The sequence below is a fragment of the Roseinatronobacter monicus genome (genome assembly GCF_006716865.1).
Classification (GTDB): Bacteria; Pseudomonadota; Alphaproteobacteria; order Rhodobacterales; family Rhodobacteraceae; genus Roseinatronobacter; species Roseinatronobacter monicus.
In genome coordinates, this window is record NZ_VFPT01000001.1 from 3,650,828 (window position 1) to 3,674,941 (window position 24,114).

Sequence of the window (24,114 nt, forward strand, 5' to 3'; positions counted from 1 at the left end):
CTAGATGCCGGTGTGGCCCTGTTCCGCCGTGTTCAAGACTTGCCCGCCAGAATAATGCCCTTGCGCGGTGTCATGCTGTGCCTTTCAGTTCAATGAGCGTCGTTTTCAAATATTCGCGCCAGTCAGGCTGCGACAGGCCAAAGACGCGCAGGGCTGTGCAATCCAGACGCGAATTCAGAGGGCGGCGCGCAGGGGTGGGATAGGCCGCGGTGGGAATATCTATGATTTCGCAGGTCAAATCGGCCTCTGTCATGATTGCGCGGGCGAAGCCTGCCCAGCTTGTGGCGGGCGTGCCGCTGAAATGATAGGTGCCGGACTTGGTCGGGTCGGCCTGCAACTGCTGTGCCATCGAAAGGCAGGCCTCGGCAATGGCGCGCGCTGGTGTTGGCCCGCCGATCTGGTCTGTGACCACGTTTAACAGGTCGCGCTCGGCACCCAGACGCAACATTGTGCGCACGAAATTCGCCCCATGCGCCGAGAAAACCCAAGATGTGCGCATAATCGCATGGGTTGCGCCTGCCGCGCGCACGCCATCCTCGCCCTTCAGTTTGGTCCGGCCATAGGCCCCAAGCGGCGCTGTCGGATGGTCCGGCGCGAAAGGCGCCTCACCCGCGCCGTCAAACACGTAATCGGTTGAGATATGGACCAAAGGGATTCCGATTTCTGCGCAAGCCACAGCCATCGCGGCGGGCGCATCGCCATTGACGAGGGTGGCCAGTGCCTCTTCATCCTCGGCGCGGTCGACGGCTGTATAGGCCGCCGCATTGATCACGGCACTTGGCCTATGCGCGCGGATGGCGGCGGCGCAGGCATCAGGGTCCGTCAGATCGGCCTGTTCGCGGCCCAAATACAGGGCATCGGGCGCAAGCCGCGCCAATTCGCGCGCCACTTGTCCGGTCTGGCCAAAGACAAGGATCATGCCGTGACCCCAAGGCGCGTACCGACATCCTTGCGGGCCTGAAGCTTTTGCCACCAGCCCTCATTCTCCAGATACCAGTCGACGGTGCGCGCCAAGCCTTCATCGACTGTGACCGAAGGCCGCCAGCCAAGTTCCTCTCGGATGCGGGTCGGGTCTATGGCATAGCGTGCATCATGGCCGGGCCGGTCGGTCACAAAGGTGATCTGGTCGGCATAAGACCCGCGCGCCTTGGGCTGTTTCGCATCGAGGATGGCACAAATCGTGCGCACCAGCTCCAGATTGCTGCGTTCGTTCTCGCCGCCGATATTATAGCTGCGCCCCAGTGCGCCCTTTTCCAGCACCAGCAGCAGCGCATCGGCGTGATCTTCGACATAGAGCCAGTCCCGCACATTCGAGCCGTCGCCATAAATCGGCAGCGGCGCGCCCGCCAGCGCATTGAGAATGATGACAGGGATCAGCTTTTCCGGGAAATGATAGGGGCCGTAATTGTTGGAACAATTGGTCAGCACCACAGGCAACCCATACGTGTGGTGCCATGCCTGAACCAGATGGTCACTGGCCGCTTTCGACGCCGAATAGGGCGAGCGCGGGTCATAAGGCGTGGCCTCATGGAACTGGCCTGTCGGCCCCAAGCTGCCAAAGACCTCATCGGTGCTGATATGGTGAAAGCGAAACCCGTCAGGCCGCCCCATTGCTGTCCAATAGGCACGCGCGGCCTCGAGCAACTCATAAGTGCCGGTCACATTGGTCGAGATGAAATCGCCCGGCCCGTCGATGGAGCGGTCGACATGGGATTCCGCTGCCAGATGCATGACTGCGTCCGGTTGATGGGCGGCAAGCACACGATCAAGGGCAGCGCGATCACGGATGTCCGCCTGCTCGAACACATAAAGCGGGCTGTCCGACACGCTGGCGACATTTTCCAGACACCCCGCATAGGTCAGCGCATCTAGATTTACCACGCTGTGCCCGCGTGCCACAGCCAGCCGCACCACAGCAGAGCCGATGAACCCTGCGCCACCTGTTACCAGAAGTTTCATACCATCACCCTTCAAACTGAAACGGGCTGTCAAAATCTGCAAAGGCAGGGGCGCGCGCATCCTTGTCAGACAGGATCGGCGTATCCGTGCCCCAGTCAATGCCGACACTGTTCCATGCAACCGCACCGTCACAATCTGGCGCGTAGGTGTCGGTGCATTTATATTGCACTTCGCAATCCGCGCTCAGGGTCAGGAAGCCGTGCAAAAACCCTTTGGGCACCAGCAGTTGCGCGCCATTCTCGGCAGTCAACTCGACAGCGACGTGATGCCCGTAAGTGTCCGATCCCTTGCGCACATCGACCGCGACGTCGAGAATCGCCCCGCGAGAGCAGCGCACCAGCTTGTCCTGCGCGCGCGGCGGGCTTTGATAATGCAGCCCGCGCAATGTGTGGCGCGGGGCCGAGTAGCTGTGATTGTCCTGAACGAACGGGGGCAAGTTTACCCCGGCGTCAATGAGGGCGTTTCGTTCCAGACTTCGGAAAACCACCCTCTCTCATCGCCAAACCGCTTCGGCGTGATAATCAGGACCCCTGAAATCGCGGTTGTCTCGATCAGCATGTCACTTTCCCACTTTCTTTATCTGGGGGCACCGTACCGGGTGATATACCATTCCACAAACCGTGCGACACCCTCTTGCAGGTCAGTTTGCGGGCGGTAGCCGGTCAGCGCCATCAGCAGGGTTGCATCGGCCCATGTCGCGGGCACGTCGCCTTGCTGCATGTCCATGTAATTGCGGATGGCGGTCTTGCCGGTTGCCACTTCAATCGCGTCGATGAAATCTTCCAGCCGGACCTTGGTGGAATTGCCAATATTCACAACCCGAAACGGTGCGACCGGTGACAGGCTGTCGCCCGCGACCGCAGCGCTTTGGCCCGGAATTGCGTCGATCAGCAGCCGGATACCATGCACAAGATCATTGACATAGGTAAAGTCGCGCCACATCTGCCCATGGTTATAGACGTCGATCGGGTCGCCCGCCAGAATGGCCTTAGTGAACTTGAACAGCGCCATATCGGGCCGCCCCCAGGGGCCGTAAACCGTGAAGAAGCGGAACATGGTGATGGGCAGGGCGTGGATATGCGCCCAGGAATGGGCCATCGCTTCATTGGCCTTTTTTGTCGCCGCATAGAAAGACATCTGCGTGTCGGCCTTATGCGCCTCGGCATAAGGCATGTCGGTATTCGCGCCATATACCGAGCTGGTCGAGGCCATCAGCAGATGCTTGGGCCGAACGGCAAGTGCGGCTTCCATCAGGTTAAAGGTGCCTATGATATTTGCATCCAGATAGGCGCGGGGGTTTTCAATCGAGTAGCGCACCCCGGCTTGCGCGGCCAGATGCACAATGACATCGGGCCGCGCGGTGGCGACCGCTTCCGACAGCGTCGTGGCATCCTCTAGCATGGCCTCGGTTGCGGTGAAGTTTTCATGCTGGCGCAGCATGTCATGGCGCTGCTCTTTCAGCGCCACGTCGTAATAGTCGGTCATCCCGTCATAGCCTGAAACGTGCCAACCTTCCTGCAACAGCAATTCGGCCAGATGAAAGCCGATAAAGCCAGCCGTTCCGGTAATGAAAGCGCGTTTCATTCTGCGACGCGCTGGGTTGCGTCAGTCGGGCGCGCTTGCGGCGTGCGCCCGACACCGTCATAGGCGATGAACCTTGCCGCCAATGCGTCAGCGCGGTCATAGATGTTGCGCAGATCGGCCAAGCGCGCATGTGTCATGCTGCTTGCCAGACGCTTCAGGTCCAGTGCGCGAAACTGGTTCCATTCGGTCAGGATCAGCAAGCAATCCGCACCCTCAGTGGCGGCATAGGGATCATCTAGCCAGTCAACGCCGGGCAGCAGGGCCGCCCCCTCGCGCGCGCCATGGGGGTCGACCACACGCACGCGCGCCCCCCCGCCCACCAATGCCGGGATGACTGTCAGCGAGGGGGCGTCGCGCATGTCATCCGTCTCTGGCTTGAAGGTCACGCCGAGCACGGCAATCGTCTTGCCGTTTACAGAGCCGTCGCAGAGGTCCAGAACCTTGTCGATCATGCGCCGCTTGGTGAGGTCATTCACTGCGATGACCGTTTCGGTAATGCGCTGGGGCACGCCATGTTCCTGACCGATCCGCGCAAGCGCGCTTGTATCCTTGGGAAAGCACGACCCGCCATAACCGGGGCCGGCATGCAGGAACTTGTTGCCGATGCGTCCGTCCAGCCCCATGCCCTTGGCCACAGATTTCACATCCGCGCCCACACGTTCGCACAGGGCGGCGATCTCGTTGATGAAGCTGATCTTGGTCGCCAGAAAGGCATTGGCCGCATATTTGATCATCTCGGCGGATTCCAGATCAGTATAGACGATGGGGAAATCGCGCAGGAAAAGCGGGCGGTAGACATCGCCCATGACCCCTTTGGCCCGGTCGCTTTCCACTCCGACCACCACGCGGTCAGGCTTCATGAAATCATCTATCGCCGCGCCCTCGCGCAGGAATTCCGGGTTTGAAACCACGTCAAATGCGGCATCCGGGCGCGTGGCCCGGATCACCTCGGCCACCTTGCGGTTGGTGCCCACTGGCACAGTCGATTTCGTCACCACAACTGCATAGCTGGTTAATGCGCGGGCAATATCTGCGGCTGCGGCCATCACATAACTCAGATCCGCATGACCGTCGCCGCGGCGTGTGGGCGTGCCAACCGCGATGAACACCGCATCCGCACCATCAACTGCCGCCGTCAGATCGGTGGTGAAGGTCAGCCGACCCGCTTCTACATTGCGCGCCAGAACTGCATTCAGGCCCGGCTCGTATATCAGGACTTCGCCATGTTCCAGCATCGCAATCTTCTCGGATGCCTTGTCGAAGCACACGACCCTATGGCCAAAGTCGGAAAAACAGACCCCCGACACCAGCCCGACATAGCCTGCGCCGACCATTGTAATTTTCATTCTCTAAATCGCTTGTTTTTGTGCAGAATACGCTTTGCCCGACCGGCCCGTTCCAGCGCTAAACCGTGGCGTTCGGATAACCCAAATGGTCCCGCAATCATGATGCGCGCAGCTTGTCGCAGTGTGTGGTCATGCGATGGAAATAATATTGCAGGCTACCGCACAAAGACTGCCTGCAAGGCGCTTTGTGGGGGCTGAAATCAGCATGTTAACTAGGCTTGACACGGTCGCACCAGACAAAGCGATAAAACTGCCCGCGCCCGAATGCAAGAATATTCCACGATGTGGCGAGAGTGCTGGTTCTGGTACCTGAAGCGCAGCGCAAGCTTTCATGTGACGGGCGAACATTCTCAAAGCGCCTTGATCCTTCGGCAAGTGCCGCTTGGACACGCGCGGCATCCTGCACAAGCAAGAGTTGCATCACAGCTTGATCGCGCGCGAATTTGAGCGCATGCTGAACGCATATATTTTTGAGGCCCAATGAATTTCAATACATGCGACGCCAATTGGTTTCTGGCGCAGTATAAACCCAACAGCCACCATATCGCCGCGCGCAATCTCGCGCGGCAGGGATTTCGGATTTTTCTGCCGATGCAGGAAGAGACGAAACGCGCGCGCGGCATGTTTGTCGTGCAGATGCGCCCGCTCTTTCCCGGTTACCTGTTTGTGGCTTTTGACAAGCTTCACGGCAGTTATCGTGCGGTGAACTCGACCTATGGGATCACGCGGCTGGTCAGTCTTGGCGATGTGCCGACGCCCGCACCGGCTGATCTGATCCGCCAGTTGATGCTGCGCTGTGATACTGAGGGCAAACTGAGGCCGCAAGAAATGCTGAAGGCCGGGGATCAGGTAACGCTGACCAAAGGCCCCTTTACCGATTTTGTGGCGACGATTGAAAGCATTACCCCCGACCAGCGTATCTGGGTGCTGATGAGTTTGATGGGAACACAGACCCGCGTTGCGGTCACGGCGGCACATCTGCGGGTACGATGAATTGGCCACGGCGCAGTTCGGAGCACGGACCTAGAGCAATGCACTGTGACTGACCTGGCGCATAGCGCTGGAGTGCAGGGCGAAAACCACCACCGACAGGCCCGAGCATCTTGCCCAGCCCGCAGCCCTGTCGCCTAGAGCGTCGAGCCTTTAACCTGATGCATATCCAGCCCCACAGAAGAAGTTCCAGCATTCGTCCGGTGTGAAGAGGTCGCAGATTTCCGTGAGCGCGTCGAACATCTGATCGAATGTTCTGGCTCCAATCCTACGCAGATGTGCCTTGAGCTTTGAGAAAGCCATCTCGATGGGGTTGAGGTCAGGGGAGTATGGCGGCAGGTACAAGAACCAGCATCCCACATCTCTTAAAGCCGTCGCAGCAGCCTTGTTGTAATGGGTGGCGAGGTTGTCGCAAATAACGACAGTGCCTGGCTGTAATTCCGGGGCCAGGACATTTCGGACATAGGCCTCAAAGGCTTCACCATCCATTGCCCCTTTGATGACCCACGGCGCGATCAGATTGTCGTGCGTCAAACCAGCGATAAATGTCTGCGTTCCCCACGCCCCGAACGGGGCATCCATTTCCAGGCGCTTTCCGCAGAGACTGCGTCCGTATTGACGGGTCAGGTTGGTTTTGACGGAGGTTTCATCAATAAAGACAAGCCGATCAGGATGCGCTTGCATGGCAGGCAGGTGATGCCTGAACCAGTTCTTACGCCGCTCCTTCACATGAGCGCGCAACCGTTCGGTGGCAACCAGCGACTTTTTTTATATGTGTATCCGAGCTTGCGCAGAAACCGCCCGATGGAGGCCGCGTGCGCGGTAATGCCAGTGGCAGCTTCCAATGCACCGGCAAGTTCTGGCAAAGTGATATCACCATCCTGCGCCACCAATTCTTCCAGCAACGCTTGATGAGAAGACAGCTTCCCATGACCAGGAGGACGGCCTTGGGGCTCCGGCTCAATCGAACCCGTTTCCCGCAGCCTGCGTTGCCATCGCACACCAGTGGCGGCGGACAACTTCAGCCGTGCTGCTGCGGCACGACCGCTCAATCCTTCTACAATACACTCTTGAAACCGCGCACGAAGCGCTGACGGCAATGCTGATGACATAAGACATCCTCCCAAGGAACATGAATCACAAATCAACCTCAAAGGGAATCCATCGATTCACGTTTCAAGCGCGGCGCTCTAAGGCGGGTGTTTCTTGTGACAATGCGCGCCAGATTCTTGCTTTTTGCGGGGTTCGCGCCGCTGAAATACGCGCTGAGTGCTTAGATTTTGTGCATTGCACGTGGCGCAATGCCGCATCGCAGCATTATCGCTTCCGCACTGATATTTTTGCTGCTATCGATAACATACGATTGTTGAAAGGTTCCTCCTCCTCCCTGAACCTTTCGATACACGGCGGCGACGCTCTCCTCCTCCCTGCGTCGCCGCCATTTATCCTCAAAATCAGTAGAAGATGCGGTGTTGTTCACGTGTGAAACAAGCGCGGCGCGTTCTGGATTATGCCGATGGATCGTTCAATCGTGCTGGAAAGCGCGGTAATGAGGCGCAATACGAATGCGCGTAAAGATCGTCGTGCCAACTGTTTAGCGGCGTTTGCCGGGGTGCACAGTTGTCCTGTTTCCGCGCGGTCCGGTCTGGACAGGGGTGTTGCTGCGGTTTTCTTCCACAAGCTTGCGCCACCGGTCCACGCGCGCCGGATCAAGTGTTCCGTCTTTTATGGCGGCCTGAACCGCACATCCGGGCTCATGCGCATGGGTGCAATCGCGGAAACGGCACAATGGCGCAAGTTCGGTGATTTCGGCAAACAGGTGGTCCAGCCCGGCCAGACTGTCGCTGACATGCAGTGTCCGCATCCCCGGCGTGTCGATGACCCAGCCGCCACCGATAATCGGGTGCAATGATCGTGACGTGGTCGTGTGGCGGCCCTTGGCATCGGATTCGCGGATGCTGCCGGTCATCTGTCCGTCTTCTGCCGACTTGCCCGCCAGCGTGTTCAGCAAAGATGACTTGCCCACGCCTGAAGATCCGACAAGCGCTACAGTCTGTCCCTCTCCGCACCAGCGCGCAAGAATTTGCGCCGCCTCCGGGGCTTTTGCGTTCAATGCCAAAACGTCCAGCCCGCGCTGCAATCCTGCCACCTGCGCAAGGTAAGGGGCGGTCTCCGCAACCTGATCAGCCTTGGTCAGAACGATCACAGGGGTTGTTCCGGCCTCATTCGCAAGCGCCAGATACCGTTCCAGCCGCGCAGGGTTCAGGTCGTCATTGCAGGACGTTGTGATGAACAATGTGTCGACATTGGCCGCGATCAGTTGCGGCATCCGTCCGCCTTCGGTGCGCCGCCGCAGCAAGGCTTTTCGTTCCAGACGCCGGACGAGCATTTGTGTCTCTGGCTCCACCAGAACCCAGTCACCGACGGCAAAATCTGCTGTGTTCGCCTGAGCAGGCAGTTGCAGCCTGACCGTGCCGTGCTGCGCGACAGCGGTCATTCTGGACCGGTGGACAGTTGCGATGCGCATCGGGGCGAAATCTGCGTCGGTGGCGGTTAACTGCGCGTCAAAGAACCCCGACCATCCGAGGGCGGCTAAGGAAAACATGGAGTCATCTGCGGCACTGTTCACAGAAATTTAAATGACCGCAAGAACGCGCAAATGCAAGGCCCAGTTACCCCTTGATCCGCAGGCGCGGCACAATGCCCTTTCAGGTGTCGGACCAGACGGCCATTTCGCTGCCGCCCGGTTCGCGGAATTCAAAGCGCCGCCCGCCGGGAAACTCGAAAATGTCTTTGGTGATTTCGGCCCCCGCCCGACACAACTGGTCATAGGCCGCCTGAAGATCATCAGCCCGTAGCACAATCAGAGGGGCCTTATGCGCGCCGCGTTCGATCCCGCCACCGATACCCGCGTCCTGAATATCGCGGTAGTCAGGCCCATAAGCCACAAAATCCCATCCGCAAGCCTTGGCAAAAAACTCTTGAGTCGCCTCAAACTTGGCGCTGTAAAATTCGACATAGTCGATCTTCAAGGGCTGGGTCATGCGCAATCCTCCGACTTATTCGCTGGAGTGTTCACCTTATGTACTGTAATGTCAAGTGCACCGCGCGCGCTCTGGGGCAGACACCTGACGCCCTGTCAGTTGGCCGCGTGCGCGACTGATACGATCGCGCTGTACTTGATGGGCTTGAGCGGGTAAAACACACGTCTTGTATTTTCGACAAAAACTTAAACAAGCCGAGTCAGGCCCATTTGGCCTATCATGGAGGGTGGTTTCTATGTCGATATGCTCAAGGATGCTCGAAAGAGCCTATGACGTTTCTCCGCCCGGCGTCCGACCGCATAGTGCCGGTTGTGCAGGGCCGTTGGTCTGGAGAAAGTCCACTGGAACATGATTACGCTACCTGACACGCTGAACGATGCTGTAACTTGGGTCCGCCTCAAACGACGTCTGTGGCGCCAGATCAGAAAGCTGGAACAGAACACACCGGCCCTGAATGCTCCGAGAAACAGCCTTGTGTTGCTCGGTCCGTCCCGTTCGGGAAAGTCCAGCATCGCGCGTGAAATGGAGGCGCAAGGCGTGCTGTGTCATTGCGAGGTCGACATTTATATTAAGTATCTGAATTCTTTTTCCAATAGCTTGTCCCGATCCTATGCAGCGGAGTATCTATTGAACGCACTTTTAAGCAAGTTTCCGCATAACATAGCCATCGAAGGGGTGGCGTTGTCGTTTTCTTTCATTGGCCACAAAGCGCACCAAATCAAATGGACCAAATTCCAAAGGTGGACGGATATTCTAGAGCGTCATCGCGCGAAGGGGTTCGTGGTTGTGGCCAATGCAACGCAGCGCGAGTATCTGGGCACTATCCGACGTGGCCGTGAGGCGGGAAAATGCTGGTCATTAGATACGCTGCAAGATGCGGAGTTGCCAGAACTCGCCGCTTCTTGTCTTCAACAAAATGCAGTTATGCAGCAAATCGCAGCGGAAGGCGGTGTCGATCCGATCCCGATTTCGATGGCATCGCGTGCAGATCATGTCAGGTCGATCTCGCAAGGTGTTGAGCAGATAAAAGCCTGTATTTGAGGCTGCTTGCCCAAGCCCAAAACAACAACTATCAACCCCAAGGTTTCTCGTTATGACCGAGGGCCACCGGGGGGGCAGGTCACTGGGCTTTCCAGTTTCAGGATAGTTGCGCAACACAAAGTGAGGCAGAGCCGATTTAACGGCAAAGCGACCTAGAGCCATGTTCTGGGCTGACCTCGTCCGAGGGTTGCAGAGCCAGAGGCAAAACCAGCGCGAAACAGCACCCGGTATCACTGTGCCGGACATAGGCCGTTCCGCCATGTCTGGCCGCCACTGAGCGCACGATTGCCAGCCCCAAACCGCAACCTGATTTCTGAAACTTCTGACCGCCTTGTTGCGGCAGTCTAACGAAGCGCTCGAAAACCTGTTCGGCAGCTTCCTTTGGAATTCCAGGACCATCATCTTCGACCAGCAGTGTAACCGTGTGTCCGTCGCTTTCCAGTATCAACCTGATTTCGTCATCCGTGACAGCCCCGTACCGCAGAGAATTGTCGATCAGATTTTCGATGGCTTCGCGCAGCAGGATGGCATTGCCAGCTACGCAAAACGCCTGTTCTGGTGCGTTCAGGTGAATTTCGATACCTTCAGACAACGCCTTGGGGGCGAATCTGCGTGCGATCCCGGCAACAAGTGAGGTGAAATCCACGATGCCGTCATTCTCGCTGCTGACGTGATCGGCAACCTCCAAGCTCAGCAATTGCTGACTGAGGCGGGACAGATCACTTGCGGATTCATATAGATCCTGCAACCGCGCCTGTCGCTGATCTTCCGTTCTGGCCGTCAATGCGGTTTCGGCTTGCGTCTGGATCGCGGCAACCGGATTGCGGATCTGATGCGCGGCGTTGGCGATAAAGGAGTTGCGGCGCTGCATCTCGGCCTGCAACCGTGCAAATAGCGAGTTCATGGTCGCCACCAGGGGCCGGACTTCGTTGGGCACAGCACGTCGGATCGGGTTTAACTCTGACGGGCTGCGCAGGGCCACTGCTTCTTTCAGGTCGATCAGTGGGCGCAGGCCTTGCGTGATTCCAAACCAGACCGCGACCGATGCAGTTACAAGAACCACAGCAAGGATAGCCAGTGCCTGCTGCAATATAACAAGGCTGAGCGCGCGGCGTTGGGTGATGGTTTGCCAGACCAGAACGGTTGTCCAGCCATCAAAGAACGGATCAGCAATGAATTCCCTCAATACGACGGCACGGACAGGATCGCCAATATAAGTGAAATCAAAAAAGTAAGGCTCCCCGCCGCGCAGATCGTGGGGGATGATGTCGTCCGGCGTGTCGGTATAGCCTGCCAGGATACGCCCATCGGCTGCCGAGACGTTATAGAAGATCGGATCGCCCATGACGCCCACGAGCGAGTTCAGCAACGCATCCGAGACAACATCGCCTTGGGTGATGATAACCTCGCGCGCGACGGCATGCGCTACGACTTTCAGCGCATCGTCATAAAGCGTACGCGACATGTCCTGTGCCTGCCAGTAACGTATTGCGCCAGCCAGAAGCGCCACGAGCACCAGCGGCAACATGATGAGAAAATACAGCCGCAGCCGGAGCGACCCGGCAAAGCGTTTCCGGCTGATCAGCCTGCCGCGTCTCATGCGTCCTCGATCTGCACAAGATAGCCAAGCCCGCGCAGGGTGCGGATCGTCAGCCCGTGCCCGTCTAGCTTGCGCCGCAAGCGTGACACCAGCAACTCGACGGCATTCGCGTCTATATCGGCGCCAACGCCGTAAATCCGTTCGCCAAGCTGCTCTTTGGAGAGGACGCGACCGGGGTTGTCAGCGAAAGCTTCGAAAAGCGACAGCTCGCGGCGCGACAGACCGATGATGCCGTCATGGCCGGATACGCTGCGCGCAGCACGGTCGAAACAGACAGCGCCGATGGTTTCAGTGTCCCGTCGCGCTTCTGACGGGCGCCGCGCCAGTGCCCGCAGGCGGGCATGAAGTTCGACGATTTCGAAGGGTTTCACCAGATAATCATCTGCCCCGGCATCCAGCCCCACGACCCGGTCCTGCACCTGCCCTTGCGCAGTCAACATCAGCACAGGGTAGCTGTCGCCGCGCGCGCGCAGCCTGCGCAGGATATCCAGCCCGCCCAGCGTGGGTAGGTTCACGTCAAGTATTACGAGGTCAGCCCCAGTCTGCGCCAGAAAATCATCTGCATCTTGGCCGTCGTCAAGCCAGTCTACGGCGTGCCCGGCGTCTTGGAGCGCCTGAATAAGCGCGCGTGCCAGAATCGTATTGTCTTCGATCAGTACAATTCGCACAGGGCGTTCCCGACAGAGCCAGACTGGTTTTCATGCCTGACAGCTTGTTGACAGGTTCCGCTGCTATACGCACAGTGCACGGCAGGGTTAGGAGACTCTGAATTAACTGTGCGTAATATGACTTGGGAGGTCAATATGTCAATCAAATCACTCACCCGGCGCGGCGCGCTCGGGCTTTTTGCTGTGGCTTCGGCGACATTCACGCTGGGGGCTCCGGCACAGGCTCAGGTGGATTTCGCGGGACAGACAATCGAGTGGATCATTCCTTTCGGAACAGGTGGCGGCTCTGATACCTGGGCGCGTTTTAACGCCCCGTTCCTGTCACGGCATCTGCCGGGCAACCCCACAGTTGTCGTGGTCAATGAACCCGGTGGCGGCTCCACGCGCGGCACCAATCTCTTTACGCAGCGTGCGCGTCCTGACGGGCTGACGATCCTCGGAACATCTGGGTCAACGCAGTTCCCTTATCTTCTGGGCGATCCGCGCGTGCGCTATGAATATCAGGACTGGTCAGTCGTCATGATCGGCCCCACAGGTGGTGTGGCCTATGTCTCGCCTTCGACCGGGGTTGAGAGCATTGACGATATCGCCGAGCTGCAGGGTCAGCGACTGGTCTATGCAAGCCAAGGAGCGACATCGCTCGATCTGGTGCCCATGCTGGCTTTCAATTTGCTGGGCTTCGATGTGAACTATGTGTTCGGTTTCGGTGGGCGCGGTGACGGTCGGTTGGCCTTTGAGCGCGGCGAAGTCAATATAGACTACCAGACATCTTCGGCCTTCATTAACAACGTGACCCCGTTGGTCGAAGAGGGCACCGCTGTGCCGCTGATGTCCTGGGGCGTATTGGACGAAGACGGCAATCCGCAGCGTGACCCAACCTTCCCCGATCTGCCGATCCTGGAGGAAGTGTACGAGATGGTACATGGCGAGGCACCTTCCGGGCCGATGTATGACGCCTATAAGGCCTTTAACACGGCTGGTTTTGCTGCGCAGAAAATGGTCGTTCTGCCTGAAGGCGCATCCGATGAGCTGATCGAGACCTATCGTCAGGCATGGCGCGATGTCTTCGCCGACCCTGAGTATCAGGAAAGCTTCGAAGCTGCCCTCGGCAGCTATGAGCAAGTGACAGATGCCGGTGCCGATGCCTTGTTCCGGGCAGGTACCACCATCGACCCCGAAGTGCGCGCAATGGTGGTCGATATGCTGACGACCGAGTATAACGTCCGACTGGGCGACTGATCGTCCTCGCCCCCGCAACCTGATGGCTGCGGGGGCTTTCTTCTTGCCACCCCGTGACCGCGTCGGGCCAACGCCCGCGGACGTCCATTATTTTCCGACAGGGTCCAGCCATGATCGATGTCTTTCTTTCCGCCCTCGCCAACATCCTGACGCTTCAGCATATAGGATATATGATGATTGGCGTGATTGTCGGTCTGATGATCGGTGTCTTTCCGGGGCTTGGGGGAATTGCCGGGCTCTCGCTGATGATCCCGTTCCTGTACGGCATGGACACGACTATGGCGCTGGCCATGCTGATCGGACTGGTTGCGGTGATCCCGACCTCGGACACATTCGCATCTGTGCTGATGGGGATACCCGGCTCATCCGCGTCACAAGCCACTGTGCTAGATGGTTTCCCGATGGCCAAACGAGGCGAGGCGGCGCGCGCATTGTCAGCGGCCTTCTTCGCCTCACTGGTGGGCGGGTTGATCGGTGCTGTGGTGTTGACGGGTTTCGTGCTGGTGGCGCGACCTGTGATTCTTGCCTTCAGTTCGGCGGAATTGTTCATGTTGTCGGTCTTCGGCTTGTCCATGGTCGGCGTGCTTGCCGGTAAATCGCTGGTAAAAGGTGTGGCCGCCTGTGCGCTGGGGCTGATCATCGGATCGGTCGGCGGGGCACCGGCCACGGGCGAGTTCCGCATGGTCTTCGGGATCGACTATCTTTATGACGGCATCCCGCTGATAATCATCGGCCTTGGCCTGTTCGCGGTGCCCGAAATCGTGGACCTGCTGCGCCGTGACCGTTCGATCTCGGAGCACACAACACTTGGCGCGGGCTGGTTCGAGGGCATTCGCGATGTGGTCCGCAACTGGTGGCTGACGTTGCGCTGTTCCGGCATTGGCGCGCTGATCGGGGCGATTCCGGGTCTGGGTGGCACTGTGGTGGACTGGATCGCCTATGGTCATGCCGTCCAGTCGGTCAAGAAAGACCCCAAATTCGGCGAAGGCGATGTGCGCGGCGTGATCGCGCCGGAATCCGCGAATAACGCGAAAGAGGGCGGTGGGCTGCTGCCCACGCTGCTGTTCGGTATTCCCGGCGGCGGCGCGATGGCGGTTTTTCTGGGCGGGATGGTGCTTCTGGGCATCCAGCCGGGGCCATCGATGGTGGGCAGCAATCTGGATCTGACCTATACCATCGTCTGGTCGTTGGCGCTGGCCAATGTGCTGGGCGCGGGGCTGTGCATCCTGCTTGCGATCCCGATTTCCAAGCTGACGCTGATCCCGTTCAAGCTGCTTGCGCCCTTCATGATCGCTGTCATCTGCTTTGCCGCCTTTCAGGCGACGCGTACGCTTGATGATCTGATCGTACTGCTGGCAACAGGTGTACTGGGCGTCTATATGCGCCGCTTCGGCTGGCCGCGCCCGGCACTTCTGATCGGCTTCGTGCTGGCCACGCAGGCAGAAACCTATCTCTATCAGGCCGTGCAGTTCTATGGCTGGGAATTCCTGACCCGCACTGGCGTGATGATCATCATGGGCATTACCGCAGGCTCGATCTGGCTGGGGTTGCGGGCGCGCGTGTCTGAAGCCACGCCAGCCGAGATTCTGGCAGTCGAGGCCCGCGACAGCGGCACTGGGCCTGCTGCGAATATCCGTGCGCGCGCTGCACAGATCATCTTTGCGCTTGTGGCACTGGGCTTCTTCGCTGTCGGCATTCATGACGCGCTTCAGCAAAGCTTCCTTGGTCAGGTCTTTCCGCTGATCATGGCCAGTGCCGGGGCGGGCTTCACATTGCTGGTGCTGGCATTTCTGGTGTTTGGCAAACCCAATCATGCTGTTTCCAGCGACACAGAACATGAAGCGCAGGGTCAAGATACGCCCTTGCGCTCCACACTCGGCGCGCTTTTGTGGATCGCGCTTCTTGTGGGTTTGACTGCAGTGGCGGGTTTCATCGTCGCGCTGGTCAGCTTCTTCATCGCCTTCCTGCGCCTTCGCGCGCGGGCAAGCTGGTTGATGACCGCCATCCTGACAGCGGGATGCACGGGCTTCGTGCTGACGCTCGCATCGGCGCTGAACATGCGCTTCCCCGGCGGGCTGTTGCAAGACCTCTATCGCCTGCCCTGGCCCTTTAGCTGAGACAACAGATGCAAACTGAAATACCCTTCCTGTTCATGCGGGGCGGCACGTCGCGCGGCCCATACTTCAATGCTGCAGACCTGCCAGCGAATCGTGAGCGACTGGCCGCTGTCCTGCGCGCTGTCCTTGGCTCGGGCCATCCGCTGAATATTGACGGGATCGGGGGTTCGGCAACGGTGACAACCAAGGTCGCGATCCTGTCGCGATCTGAGGTCGAAGGGGTGGATGTCGATTACTTCTTCGCGCAGGTCGACCCGATCAAGCCAGAGGTAGATTTCCGCCCGACTTGCGGCAATATCTTGTCCGGTGTTGGTCCTGCTGCCATCGAGATGGGGCTGGTGCCAGTTAACGGGCCGCAGACGCGGTTGCGCATCCGAGCGGTCAATACCGGCGCGCTGGTCGATGCGGTGGTGCAGACGCCTGAAGGATGTGTCAGCTATGACGGGGCGTATCGCCTTGACGGGGTTCCGGGCAGTTCGGCACCGGTGACACTCAGCTTCATGGGCACGGTGGGGACAATCTGCGGCGCGATGCTACCAACGGGCCACGCCCGCGATATGATCGAAGGGGTCGAGGTCACACTGATCGATGTGGCCATGCCGATGGTGATTGCGCGTGCCGCCGATCTGGGCTTGCGCGGGGATGAAACGCGCGAAGAGATTGACGAGAACACCGCGCTTCTGGAACGGGTCGAGGCTATTCGGTGCAAGGCTGGGCCGATGATGGGTCTGGGCGCGGATGTCTCGGGTTCTGTTACGCCCAAGGTCGGGCTGATTTCGGCCCCTGTCGCAGGTGGCTCGCTGCGCGCGCGCTACTTGACGCCCTGGGCCTGCCATCCCACGATGGCCGTGACAGGGGGCCAATGTCTGGCGGCCTGCGCCGTGTTGCCAGGGTCGGTGGCGGACGGGCTGGCTGTTGTGCCCGTCAAAGGGCCAGCCGCGATGCAGATCGAGCACCCGTCTGGTGCGCTGGATGTGTTGCTGGATTTCGCTGTGACTGGCGACAGCGTGGATATCCACGCAGCGGGCCTGACGCGCACCGCAAGGTTGCTGGCGCGCGGGGGGGTGATGGTGCCGCGTGGGGTGTGGGCGCGCTAACGGGACATGACCACGGCATATGGCGCTGCCCCGTGTTCGGGGCGGTGTTTTATTGTGGTTAGTTGCTGCGCTTCATCAATGCCGCCATCCGGTAAAACCCGTGCACCATCTTGGTGTAGGGTGTCAGCACGAAAAACGCGAGCACAGCGCCCAGATGGATCGCCAGAAGCGCGGGCACGGCCCCTGTTCCGGTTACAGCATAGAGCGCCAGGCCCGTGGCCGAGACGGTGAACAGCAAAAGCACGAAGGCCATCTCGCCGCCCCAGACCTTTGCTGCGCCCAAGCCCTTGTCGGCGCGCAGTTTCAGCCAGGCCAGTGCGCCTGTGCCAAGACATAGCAATATACCCCCCGGAACCCCCAGCAGTTTCGGCGGTGACCAGAACGGGTAGGGCGCTTCCCAACCCAACCCGTAATGCATCAATGTCGCGACCGATGTCGCGGCAAAGCACATCAGAAAGCCCCAGAGCGTTGCCTGATGCGCGTGGCGGCGGGCATTAGAATAGCGCGCGCCTTGCTCGAAATTGCAGCCCTGACCGGCGCCGCCGGACAGGTTCTTCATCCGCGCGACCGATCCGCTCATGCGCTTGAGGTCCGCCCATGTGACCCAGCCGCCGCCAATCTCGCGCCAGTAGCTGCGCAGCGAGAGTGCCAGTCCAAGCAAGGGCAGCACGAAGGCTGGTGCGAAGATCAACACCATCGCGTTATGGCTCAGATAGGCATAAAAGCCTTCGCCCGCTTCCGGTCGCAGTGCTGCCATTGCAAAGAACAGAAGCGCGAAACCGACGATCAGCGCGGCAGCAACAGCCACGCCATGCGCATGAAAGACCCGCGCAAGCGCCTGCGGGCGCGCGTGGCGTTCCCATGTGTCCTGCCGCAACTCTGCCAGCACAGCGGGCAGGTTCAGATCGAACTCATGCGGCGGGGCATATTGGCAGGCATAGTAGCAGCCCCGGCAGTTATGGCACAGATTGGCCAGATGGGTAGCCTGCGCGGCACTCATCTCAGGCAATGAAAAGAGTTGCGGGAACACATCGCAATAGCCTTCGCAATAGCGGCAGGAATTGCAGATCTGGAACTGGCGCGCAGCTTCATCCGAGAGAGAGTTATCCAACATAGGCGGCGGCCTCCTGTCCTGCGATACGTCCGAATACTGTGCCAATGGTCATCCCGAAACCTGCCAGATAGCCCTGACCGAGGATCGAGCCTGCCATGATCTCGCCCGCCGCCCAGACATTCGGCAGCAGACCATGCGCGCCCTGCACCTGTGCGCGTTCCGTCACTTTCAGCCCCAGATAGGTGAAGGTCACACCGGGGCGCAGCATGTAGCCGTAATAGGGCGGCGTATCGAGCGGACGCGCCCAGTTGGTCTTGGGCGGCTCCAGCCCGTCAGTGGCCAACCCGTCCAGCACGCCCGGTGTGAAGCTGCCGTCGCGGCAGGCGGCGTTATACTCTGCAACCGTCTGGCGTAACGCATCCCCCGAAAGCCCGAGAAGTTGCGCCAAACCTTCGATCGTGTCAGCCTTCACCGGGGCAAAAACCGGCGGCATGAACAACCCCTGCGCTTTTTGGTCGGTGATGGCATAGGCGATCTGATCGGGCTGCGCTGCCACCAGTCGCCCCCAGATCGCATAGCGTTTGGGCCAGACATCCTCGCCTTCGTCATAGAAGCGGGCAGCGTCGCGGTTGACCACCAGCGCATAGGGCACACAATCCAGCCGTGTCACGATGCCGCCGTCGAATTTCGGCGCGCGCCCGTCAATGGCGACACAATGGCATTGCGTAGGATCACCCACCGACACCGCGCCCTGATCGAGCACATCGCGCAACACCACACCGCGATTATAGGGCGTGCCGCGGATCAGGAAATTCGCGGCTTCTGGCCCCCAAGCGCGGGTCAGCCAGTCCAGATCGGCCTGAAACCCGCCAGAGGCCAGAACCACGGCCCGCCCCTCGATGCGGGTGCCATCAGCGAGGATGGCCGCCGTAAAGCGACCCTCGCCGATATCAACCTGACGAACTTCAGCATTGTAGCGGATGGTGACGCCCAAGTCCTCGGCGCAGGCATAATATGCATTTACCAATGCCTTACCGCCGCCAAGGAAAAACGCATTGGTGCGGTCCAGCGACAGGGTGCCGGACAGTGAGCCCTGAAAGATCACGCCATGCCGCTCCATCCAAGGCAGGCAGGTTTCACTTTCGCGAATGGCCAGACGGGCAAGGTCCGGGTCTGTCTGACCCTTGGTCACGCGCAGCAGGTCGTCGTAATATTCGGCCTCATCGTAAGTGTCTGTCAGGACAGACAGCGGCCCCTGATGCATACAGCGGAAATTCCGCGTATGGCGCGAATTGCCGCCGCGCATATGCTCGGGCGCTGCTTCGAGGATGATCACATCCGCGCCTGCTTCGGCTGCCTCTATCGCAGCGCAAAGCGCCGCATTGCCACCGCCGATGATCACCACATCATATTGCGACATCGTTGCCTCCGTCATGGTCCGAGAGCTCCATCAATCCTGCCTCGCGCAACTGACGCAATCGGATGCGATGCGCGGCTTCGATATGCGTGCGCATCGTCGCTTCCGCCTGGTCGCCTTCCCGTGACCTAAGTGCCTGAAGTAGCGCCTCATGCTCTTGCGCTGCACTTTTGCTGCGCACCGGATCATACAAGGTGGAAGGTCCGAGTATCAGCAGCGTGCGCGCCATCGCGCCTATAGCACGCCTGAGATATCGATTCTTGGCCGCATTTATCAGCGCTGCGTGAAATTGACGGTTCAGGCGCGCAGTATCCGCGGAATCAACGCTGGCGGTCATTTCAGCATTGATTTCAGTCAGTTCGCGCAGTTCCAGATCCGAGGCCGCGCGCGCCGCAAGCCGTGCGGCCGTGCCTTCCAGCACTGCGCGCATTTCGTATAATTCCATCACTTCGGCATAGCTCAGACGCCGCAGACTGGCCCCCTGGCGCGGCAAATGTTCAACCAGACCATCCGCTTCCAGACGCCGTATCGCTTCGCGGATCGGCGTTCGCGAGATACCCAGCCGTTTGGCAAGTTCAACCTCCCGCAGGCGCGCACCGGGAGGAAGCGTGCCAAGGCGGATATCTTCCAGCAAACGGTCATAAGCGCTCTGACCTTGCGGCAAGTCGTGGGTGGCGTCAGACGGATTACGCATATCTGCCTCGTGGCATACGGAAGGATAATTTTTATTGCATACACTTGGATACAATAGTATTCAAGGCATATCAACGAAGAGTTCCGCAATGCTGACACGCGCCCGCCTTCTGACCTTTGCCATTGCCGCTCTGGGCGTCGCGCTGTTCGATTTTCTGGGGCTGCCCCTGCCTTTTCTGTTCGGACCGATGTTTGCCTGCCTTGCGGCGGCACTTGCCGGGGTAAAGATGCAGGGCGCCGGGCAGATCTCTGTCGCCGCGCGCACTGTGCTCGGGGTGGCGGTCGGGGCCTCGATCACGCCCGCGATCTTGGGTCAGGTGCCGTTGATGGCAATCACTTTGGCTATGATGCCGGTCTATATTGCACTTATTGGTATGATCGGGGTGCCGTTCTTTCAGCGCATCTGTGGATTTGACCGGGTGACAAGCTATTACGCCGCCATGCCGGGCGGGTTTCAGGATATGGTGTTGTTCGGGCAAGAAGCCGGTGGCAACCCCCGCGCTTTGTCGTTGATCCATGCTACACGGGTTCTGGTGATCGTGACACTGGTACCAATCCTGCTGACCGGGCCCTTCGGCCTGAGCCTTGACCAGCCAATTGGCGCACCCGCCCGCGCGCTGCCGTTGCATGAGATGGCCATCATGATCGTGATTGCCCTGATCGGCTGGAAGGGCGGCGAGCGTGTCGGATTGTTTGGGGCGGCGATCCTTGGACCGATGATTCTGGCTGCGGCCCTGTCGCTGGGTGATATCCTTCACAACCGCCCACCGGCAGAGGCGATCATGGCCGCGCAGTTCTTTATCGGCATGGGAATCGGCATGCAGTTTCGCGGCGTGACTTTCGGTGAGTTGCGGCATGATGTTGCGGCAGGGGCAGCTTTTGCCCTGATCCTTTCCATACTGGCCGGGGGGTTCACCTTGCTGGCCTACAAAATCGGTGACGTGCCAATGCTGGAGGCGTTCTTGTCCTTCGCCCCCGGAGGTCAGGCAGAAATGACCGTATTGGCGATTGTAGCAGGTGCAGATCTTGGTTTCATCGTAGTACACCACCTGATGCGCCTGATCGTTGTGATCATCGGCGCGCCAATCATGGCGCGGCTGATCTGGAGAAAGGTGGACCGGTCCTGACGAGCGGGGCGATGACGACCCGTCTCAGGTTTTGTCCTGTACAAGTCGGATGGGCTGCCCCTTCAGCCAGGAGTCCAGGTTCTCGACTGTCTGACGGTAGAACACCTCGAAGGTCTCTTGCACACAGTAGCCCAGATGCGGGGTCGCCAGAAGGTTGGGCAAATGCCGCTCGGGCGCATCTGCGGGCAGCGGCTCTTTATCAAAGACATCGACCCCCGCCCCGCCGATCCGGCCGTTTGCAAGCGCATCATGCAAAGCCTTCTGGTCGATCAAAGGACCACGGGAGGTATTGATCAGGAGCGCGTGCGACTGCATGGCCGCGATATCTGCCGCTGTGACAATTCCCTGCGTTGTCGGCCCAAGAACCAGATGCAGCGACACGATATCCGACATTGCGAAAAGCTTCTGTTTCGGAACGGGTTCCGCGCCGACGGCGGTGGCGCGTTCGGGTGTCAGATTGGGGCTCCAGGCGATGACCTTCATTCCGAATGCCTGGGCGACAAGCGCCATGCGACTGCCGAGCCTGCCCAACCCCATCAGCCCAAGGGTGCGTCCGTAGAGCGCATTTCCGAGGCGCGTCTGCCATGCACCGTTGCGGATTGCGGCAGCTTCAGCCGGAATATGGCGCATCAGCCCCAGAATCAGACCCCATGCAAGGTCAACGGTCGCAAAAGCGCCATTCCCGCCGCCATCGGTGGACATGACCGCAACGCCCAGTTCAGCCGCCGTCGCGCTGTCCAATGTTCGGTTCTGCCGCCCGGTGGCGACGATTGCCTTGAGATTGGGAAGACCGCGCAGCACCTCTGCGGGAAAATCGGTTCGCTCGCGCAGTAGGCAAAGCACGTCAAACCGGGACAGTTCCCGAACCACTTGTTCTTGGGGGATGCTGTGGGTCAAGAAGGTTATTTCTGCGCGATCATGCAGCGTTGACCAGTCTGCGAGACGGTGCGCCACACCCATGTAATCGTCCAGAACGGCAACTCGAACCTTTCGCCCGACGGGCAGAGGGCGAAATTTGGTCATCCTTGTCGCTCCATTTGGGTTCTGAGTTGTTCAATCCGCGCCAGAAAGCAATATGCCCCATCTACAGATCGGGTGAAAACTGGCGATCCCGGGAGGACGGGGCGAGTCAATATATATCAATAGTTTAGCGGGAGAAGGTCCAAATGGTTCCGTTATAAGGAATCAATGGCATACAAGGAGCAGTTCCAACGTTTTTGAGGGCGATCCACTCAAAAAGAAAGTCGCCGGCAGGGTTGCAGCCCCGTCCGACGACAAACAAAAGTATAGTGTGCGGATTAGCTACCAGAATCTTAGGAATCCTGCAAGCTCGCGATGTGAGGTGCGGTCATGATGCAGCATCTCACACATGGCGGATTGCCTGATGGTATGACGCGCTGGCAGTTTTTCGGGCTGATTGACAGTGCCCGCCGTCAGCTTGGCCTAAGCAAGGGCGCAGTCGCGTATCTGAAGGTCGCGATTAGCAACACGTTGGACGAGGATTTTCTTGCAGGCCGGATTTGCAGCTTTTGGACGTCGGTCACGAAGATTGCGGCGCAGGCAGGGCTGGACAGACGACAGATCGCGCGCATCGAAAGTGATCTAGTCCAGCGCGGGCTACTGGCAAAATCGGCATCTGATCATAGCCGCCGAGGCGGCTCGCGAAGAAACGGCAAGATTGGCAACGAATTCGGAATCAATCTTGCCCCGCTAATCGCGCGTGCCACAGAGATTCAGGCGGCAGCTCGAAAGGCTGCTTTTGAGGCGCAAGAAGCCGAACGTCTTCGTCTCAGGATCAATAAGCTGTTTGGCGACATTCGCAGGCTACACTTCGACGGCGCGATGGTGGCCGCCGAGGATATCTTGCCGAACCGCCGTCCTTCCACCATTCAAAGCTTCGAGCGCCTGAAGCAGGTCGCTGAAGCGCTGGAAGCGGTCTTGGAAGATTTTTCGGTGGTAACCAGTAGGGGTGAAAAGTCCCACCAGTCGGACATTTCGCCCCCACTCAATACATGTAAAGAAAATATCAACAAAACCTGTAGAGCCAAGAGGCGCTGCGAGACGCAGCCGCCGCGCACGACGCCCACCCAGGTGGCGCTGCTGGCAAGCGGGCCACTGCGAGAGATCATTGAGCTTTACTGGAACGCACTGGACAAGCGTGGCCCGCTTAGTTGGCAAACGATCCAGATGGCGGCGAGAGATCGGGCCAATCATCTCGGGATAAGGACTGGCGTCTGGTGTCGCCAATGCGCGATGCTCGGTGAGGAGCGCGCCGCCCTGTGCCTCATGATCGCCGACCGAAACGCAAACCGCCTCGATGGTTATCGAGTGAGAGATGTAGCGGGAGCGTTCGTCGGGATGGCGCGATCAGAGGCGCGTCAGGGTGCGGTGGTAAACAGCCTCCTTGGAGAACTGATCGGCAATCTGGGAGGGCCGAGAAATGATCGCTGATGGTCTGTCCAGCGCACGGGCGCCGGAGCATGGCTGGGTTCATTCAGGGGAGCAACGCCCTGACCGGGGTCTAATGCGCTTAGCTGTAACAGACCCCGACAAGGCAACAGGCGTCCGCATCATCAATCCTTGGGACGACGGAACCTGAGCAGACCGAGGCCGATCCGTATGAACAAAGCCCCCCTCATCCAGCAGCGTATTCCTGTGACCTCGCCCGCGCTTTATCTCTCGGGCATTCAGGCATTGAACCTGCGCGAGAACGGTATCGATGATCCGACCGGCGACTGGCATTTCGTGAATGCGTTTTTCACCTATGCGGACCAGCCGCAGGATGTGCCGCTCTATGGGGCAGGGGGGGCGTGGATCGATACGCATGAGAGCCTTGGGGCGCGGGGCATCCGCGATCTGTCGGCAATCGTGTGCAAGCAAGAGCTGGTCGCACCGGAGGGGCCGGTCTGGGTGGCGAATTTCTACCGCGCCATTGCCGACATCGTGGCGCTTGATGCGCGCGCCCAGAGATCGCCGGGCATGGCCTCTGTTTCGACCATCAATCAGTGGCTGGATACGCCGGAAGAGATCGCGCATCTGAAACAGGACTACCTCACCCCCCTGGCCGCGCAGTTCCAGGGCGACAGCGCCGCATGGATGGCCCGCTTCCTCGAAGAGGTGCGGTATCGATGAGCGCTT

Annotated in this window: 21 protein-coding genes and 1 pseudogene; 8 read left to right on the forward strand and 14 right to left on the reverse strand. The window is 59.4% G+C overall.

All coding sequences use genetic code 11. The features are described from left to right. Window positions 1–70: 70 nt before the first annotated feature. From rfbD to BD293_RS17385, 5 genes and pseudogenes are all read right to left on the reverse strand, one after another. Window positions 71–919: a dTDP-4-dehydrorhamnose reductase gene (gene rfbD / locus BD293_RS17365; protein ID WP_142083954.1), complete on the reverse strand. Its 849-nt coding sequence runs from the start codon at window positions 917–919 to the stop codon at window positions 71–73. Next, window positions 916–1,959 carry a dTDP-glucose 4,6-dehydratase gene (rfbB, locus tag BD293_RS17370; protein ID WP_142083956.1) on the reverse strand — a complete coding sequence of 348 codons (1,044 nt, stop codon included), beginning with the start codon at window positions 1,957–1,959 and terminating at the stop codon, window positions 916–918. Before rfbB ends, rfbD begins: the two co-directional genes overlap by 4 nt. Before the next feature lie 4 nt (window positions 1,960–1,963). Beyond that, window positions 1,964–2,517, reverse strand: a pseudogene (gene rfbC / locus BD293_RS17375) (dTDP-4-dehydrorhamnose 3,5-epimerase). An 18-nt stretch (window positions 2,518–2,535) separates the two neighbouring features. Continuing rightward, a complete protein-coding gene (locus BD293_RS17380; protein ID WP_142083958.1) occupies window positions 2,536–3,543 on the reverse strand; it encodes an SDR family NAD(P)-dependent oxidoreductase in 1,008 nt (335 codons plus the stop codon). Further along, window positions 3,540–4,889: a UDP-glucose dehydrogenase family protein gene (locus BD293_RS17385; RefSeq protein WP_142083960.1), complete on the reverse strand. Its 1,350-nt coding sequence runs from the start codon at window positions 4,887–4,889 to the stop codon at window positions 3,540–3,542. The genes BD293_RS17380 and BD293_RS17385 overlap by 4 nt, the downstream gene beginning before the upstream one ends. A 480-nt stretch (window positions 4,890–5,369) precedes the next feature. Here BD293_RS17385 and nusG point away from each other — a divergent pair, with 480 nt between their 5' ends. Further along, window positions 5,370–5,882: a transcription termination/antitermination protein NusG gene (gene nusG, locus BD293_RS17390; RefSeq protein WP_142083962.1), complete on the forward strand. Its 513-nt coding sequence runs from the start codon at window positions 5,370–5,372 to the stop codon at window positions 5,880–5,882. A 150-nt stretch (window positions 5,883–6,032) separates the two neighbouring features. Here nusG and BD293_RS17395 read toward each other — a convergent pair. The 3 genes from BD293_RS17395 to BD293_RS17405 form a co-directional block, all read right to left on the reverse strand. Continuing rightward, window positions 6,033–6,991 (reverse strand): IS630 family transposase gene (locus tag BD293_RS17395; RefSeq protein ID WP_142079597.1). Its coding sequence is split into 2 segments (ribosomal slippage): window positions 6,033–6,647 and window positions 6,650–6,991, totalling 957 coding nucleotides; the frame shifts between segments, so codons are not numbered across the junction. 482 nt (window positions 6,992–7,473) lie between these two features. Further along, window positions 7,474–8,484, reverse strand: a complete 1,011-nt coding sequence (gene rsgA / locus BD293_RS17400; protein ID WP_142083965.1) for a ribosome small subunit-dependent GTPase A — start codon at window positions 8,482–8,484, stop codon at window positions 7,474–7,476. Between the two features lie 103 nt (window positions 8,485–8,587). Then, complete coding sequence (locus tag BD293_RS17405; RefSeq protein WP_142083967.1) at window positions 8,588–8,923, reverse strand: VOC family protein; 336 nt, start codon at window positions 8,921–8,923, stop codon at window positions 8,588–8,590. A gap of 348 nt (window positions 8,924–9,271) precedes the next feature. Between BD293_RS17405 and BD293_RS17410 the strand changes: the two genes are divergently transcribed. Beyond that, window positions 9,272–9,964, forward strand: coding sequence for a hypothetical protein (locus tag BD293_RS17410; protein ID WP_142083970.1), 693 nt, complete (start codon window positions 9,272–9,274; stop codon window positions 9,962–9,964). Between the two features lie 136 nt (window positions 9,965–10,100). On the opposite strand, the gene BD293_RS17415 is transcribed toward BD293_RS17410, so the two are convergent. Then, window positions 10,101–11,564, reverse strand: a complete 1,464-nt coding sequence (locus tag BD293_RS17415; protein ID WP_142083972.1) for a sensor histidine kinase — start codon at window positions 11,562–11,564, stop codon at window positions 10,101–10,103. Beyond that, on the reverse strand, window positions 11,561–12,232 hold the full coding sequence (locus BD293_RS17420; RefSeq protein ID WP_142083974.1) for a response regulator transcription factor: 672 nt from the start codon (window positions 12,230–12,232) through the stop codon (window positions 11,561–11,563). Before BD293_RS17420 ends, BD293_RS17415 begins: the two co-directional genes overlap by 4 nt. A 135-nt stretch (window positions 12,233–12,367) precedes the next feature. On the opposite strand from BD293_RS17420, the gene BD293_RS17425 reads away from it, so the two are divergent. The 3 genes from BD293_RS17425 (at window position 12,368) to BD293_RS17435 (ending at window position 16,685) form a co-directional block, all read left to right on the forward strand. Next, window positions 12,368–13,471 carry a Bug family tripartite tricarboxylate transporter substrate binding protein gene (locus BD293_RS17425; RefSeq protein ID WP_142083977.1) on the forward strand — a complete coding sequence of 368 codons (1,104 nt, stop codon included), beginning with the start codon at window positions 12,368–12,370 and terminating at the stop codon, window positions 13,469–13,471. A 110-nt stretch (window positions 13,472–13,581) separates the two neighbouring features. Next, window positions 13,582–15,588, forward strand: a complete 2,007-nt coding sequence (locus BD293_RS17430; protein ID WP_142083978.1) for a tripartite tricarboxylate transporter permease — start codon at window positions 13,582–13,584, stop codon at window positions 15,586–15,588. Window positions 15,589–15,596: 8 nt separating this feature from the next. Continuing rightward, window positions 15,597–16,685, forward strand: a complete 1,089-nt coding sequence (locus BD293_RS17435) for a 4-oxalomesaconate tautomerase (RefSeq protein ID WP_142083980.1) — start codon at window positions 15,597–15,599, stop codon at window positions 16,683–16,685. A gap of 58 nt (window positions 16,686–16,743) precedes the next feature. On the opposite strand, the gene tcuB is transcribed toward BD293_RS17435, so the two are convergent. Genes tcuB through BD293_RS17450 form a run of 3 tightly spaced genes read right to left on the reverse strand, consistent with a single transcriptional unit; the run spans window position 16,744 to window position 19,850 of the window. Beyond that, window positions 16,744–17,799, reverse strand: coding sequence for a tricarballylate utilization 4Fe-4S protein TcuB (tcuB, locus tag BD293_RS17440; protein WP_142083982.1), 1,056 nt, complete (start codon window positions 17,797–17,799; stop codon window positions 16,744–16,746). Beyond that, window positions 17,789–19,174 (reverse strand): FAD-dependent tricarballylate dehydrogenase TcuA, encoded by a 1,386-nt coding sequence (gene tcuA / locus BD293_RS17445; protein WP_142083984.1) that lies wholly within the window; start codon window positions 19,172–19,174, stop codon window positions 17,789–17,791. Before tcuA ends, tcuB begins: the two co-directional genes overlap by 11 nt. Then, window positions 19,146–19,850: a GntR family transcriptional regulator gene (locus BD293_RS17450; protein ID WP_142083987.1), complete on the reverse strand. Its 705-nt coding sequence runs from the start codon at window positions 19,848–19,850 to the stop codon at window positions 19,146–19,148. The genes tcuA and BD293_RS17450 overlap by 29 nt, the downstream gene beginning before the upstream one ends. An 88-nt stretch (window positions 19,851–19,938) precedes the next feature. Between BD293_RS17450 and BD293_RS17455 the strand changes: the two genes are divergently transcribed. After that, the gene (locus tag BD293_RS17455) at window positions 19,939–20,976 is read left to right on the forward strand and encodes an AbrB family transcriptional regulator (RefSeq protein ID WP_142083989.1); all 1,038 of its coding nucleotides are present in this window, start codon (window positions 19,939–19,941) and stop codon (window positions 20,974–20,976) included. A gap of 24 nt (window positions 20,977–21,000) precedes the next feature. On the opposite strand, the gene BD293_RS17460 is transcribed toward BD293_RS17455, so the two are convergent. Beyond that, on the reverse strand, window positions 21,001–21,999 hold the full coding sequence (locus BD293_RS17460; RefSeq protein ID WP_142083991.1) for a D-2-hydroxyacid dehydrogenase family protein: 999 nt from the start codon (window positions 21,997–21,999) through the stop codon (window positions 21,001–21,003). 327 nt (window positions 22,000–22,326) lie between these two features. Between BD293_RS17460 and BD293_RS17465 the strand changes: the two genes are divergently transcribed. Continuing rightward, the gene (locus BD293_RS17465) at window positions 22,327–23,427 is read left to right on the forward strand and encodes a helix-turn-helix domain-containing protein (RefSeq protein ID WP_142083992.1); all 1,101 of its coding nucleotides are present in this window, start codon (window positions 22,327–22,329) and stop codon (window positions 23,425–23,427) included. A gap of 168 nt (window positions 23,428–23,595) precedes the next feature. Further along, window positions 23,596–24,108, forward strand: a complete 513-nt coding sequence (locus BD293_RS17470; RefSeq protein WP_142083993.1) for a hypothetical protein — start codon at window positions 23,596–23,598, stop codon at window positions 24,106–24,108. The last annotated feature ends 6 nt before the right edge of the window (window positions 24,109–24,114 follow it).

Coding starts and splice junctions, on each gene's coding strand:
- rfbD (WP_142083954.1), bottom strand. CDS start 919: ATGATCCTTGTCTTTGGCCAGACCGGACAAGTGGCGCGCGAATTGGCG.
- rfbB (WP_142083956.1), bottom strand. CDS start 1,959: ATGAAACTTCTGGTAACAGGTGGCGCAGGGTTCATCGGCTCTGCTGTG.
- BD293_RS17380 (WP_142083958.1), bottom strand. CDS start 3,543: ATGAAACGCGCTTTCATTACCGGAACGGCTGGCTTTATCGGCTTTCAT.
- BD293_RS17385 (WP_142083960.1), bottom strand. CDS start 4,889: ATGAAAATTACAATGGTCGGCGCAGGCTATGTCGGGCTGGTGTCGGGG.
- nusG (WP_142083962.1), top strand. CDS start 5,370: ATGAATTTCAATACATGCGACGCCAATTGGTTTCTGGCGCAGTATAAA.
- rsgA (WP_142083965.1), bottom strand. CDS start 8,484: ATGTTTTCCTTAGCCGCCCTCGGATGGTCGGGGTTCTTTGACGCGCAG.
- BD293_RS17405 (WP_142083967.1), bottom strand. CDS start 8,923: ATGACCCAGCCCTTGAAGATCGACTATGTCGAATTTTACAGCGCCAAG.
- BD293_RS17410 (WP_142083970.1), top strand. CDS start 9,272: ATGATTACGCTACCTGACACGCTGAACGATGCTGTAACTTGGGTCCGC.
- BD293_RS17415 (WP_142083972.1), bottom strand. CDS start 11,564: ATGAGACGCGGCAGGCTGATCAGCCGGAAACGCTTTGCCGGGTCGCTC.
- BD293_RS17425 (WP_142083977.1), top strand. CDS start 12,368: ATGTCAATCAAATCACTCACCCGGCGCGGCGCGCTCGGGCTTTTTGCT.
- BD293_RS17430 (WP_142083978.1), top strand. CDS start 13,582: ATGATCGATGTCTTTCTTTCCGCCCTCGCCAACATCCTGACGCTTCAG.
- BD293_RS17435 (WP_142083980.1), top strand. CDS start 15,597: ATGCAAACTGAAATACCCTTCCTGTTCATGCGGGGCGGCACGTCGCGC.
- tcuB (WP_142083982.1), bottom strand. CDS start 17,799: ATGTTGGATAACTCTCTCTCGGATGAAGCTGCGCGCCAGTTCCAGATC.
- tcuA (WP_142083984.1), bottom strand. CDS start 19,174: ATGACGGAGGCAACGATGTCGCAATATGATGTGGTGATCATCGGCGGT.
- BD293_RS17450 (WP_142083987.1), bottom strand. CDS start 19,850: ATGCGTAATCCGTCTGACGCCACCCACGACTTGCCGCAAGGTCAGAGC.
- BD293_RS17455 (WP_142083989.1), top strand. CDS start 19,939: ATGCTGACACGCGCCCGCCTTCTGACCTTTGCCATTGCCGCTCTGGGC.
- BD293_RS17460 (WP_142083991.1), bottom strand. CDS start 21,999: ATGACCAAATTTCGCCCTCTGCCCGTCGGGCGAAAGGTTCGAGTTGCC.
- BD293_RS17465 (WP_142083992.1), top strand. CDS start 22,327: ATGATGCAGCATCTCACACATGGCGGATTGCCTGATGGTATGACGCGC.
- BD293_RS17470 (WP_142083993.1), top strand. CDS start 23,596: ATGAACAAAGCCCCCCTCATCCAGCAGCGTATTCCTGTGACCTCGCCC.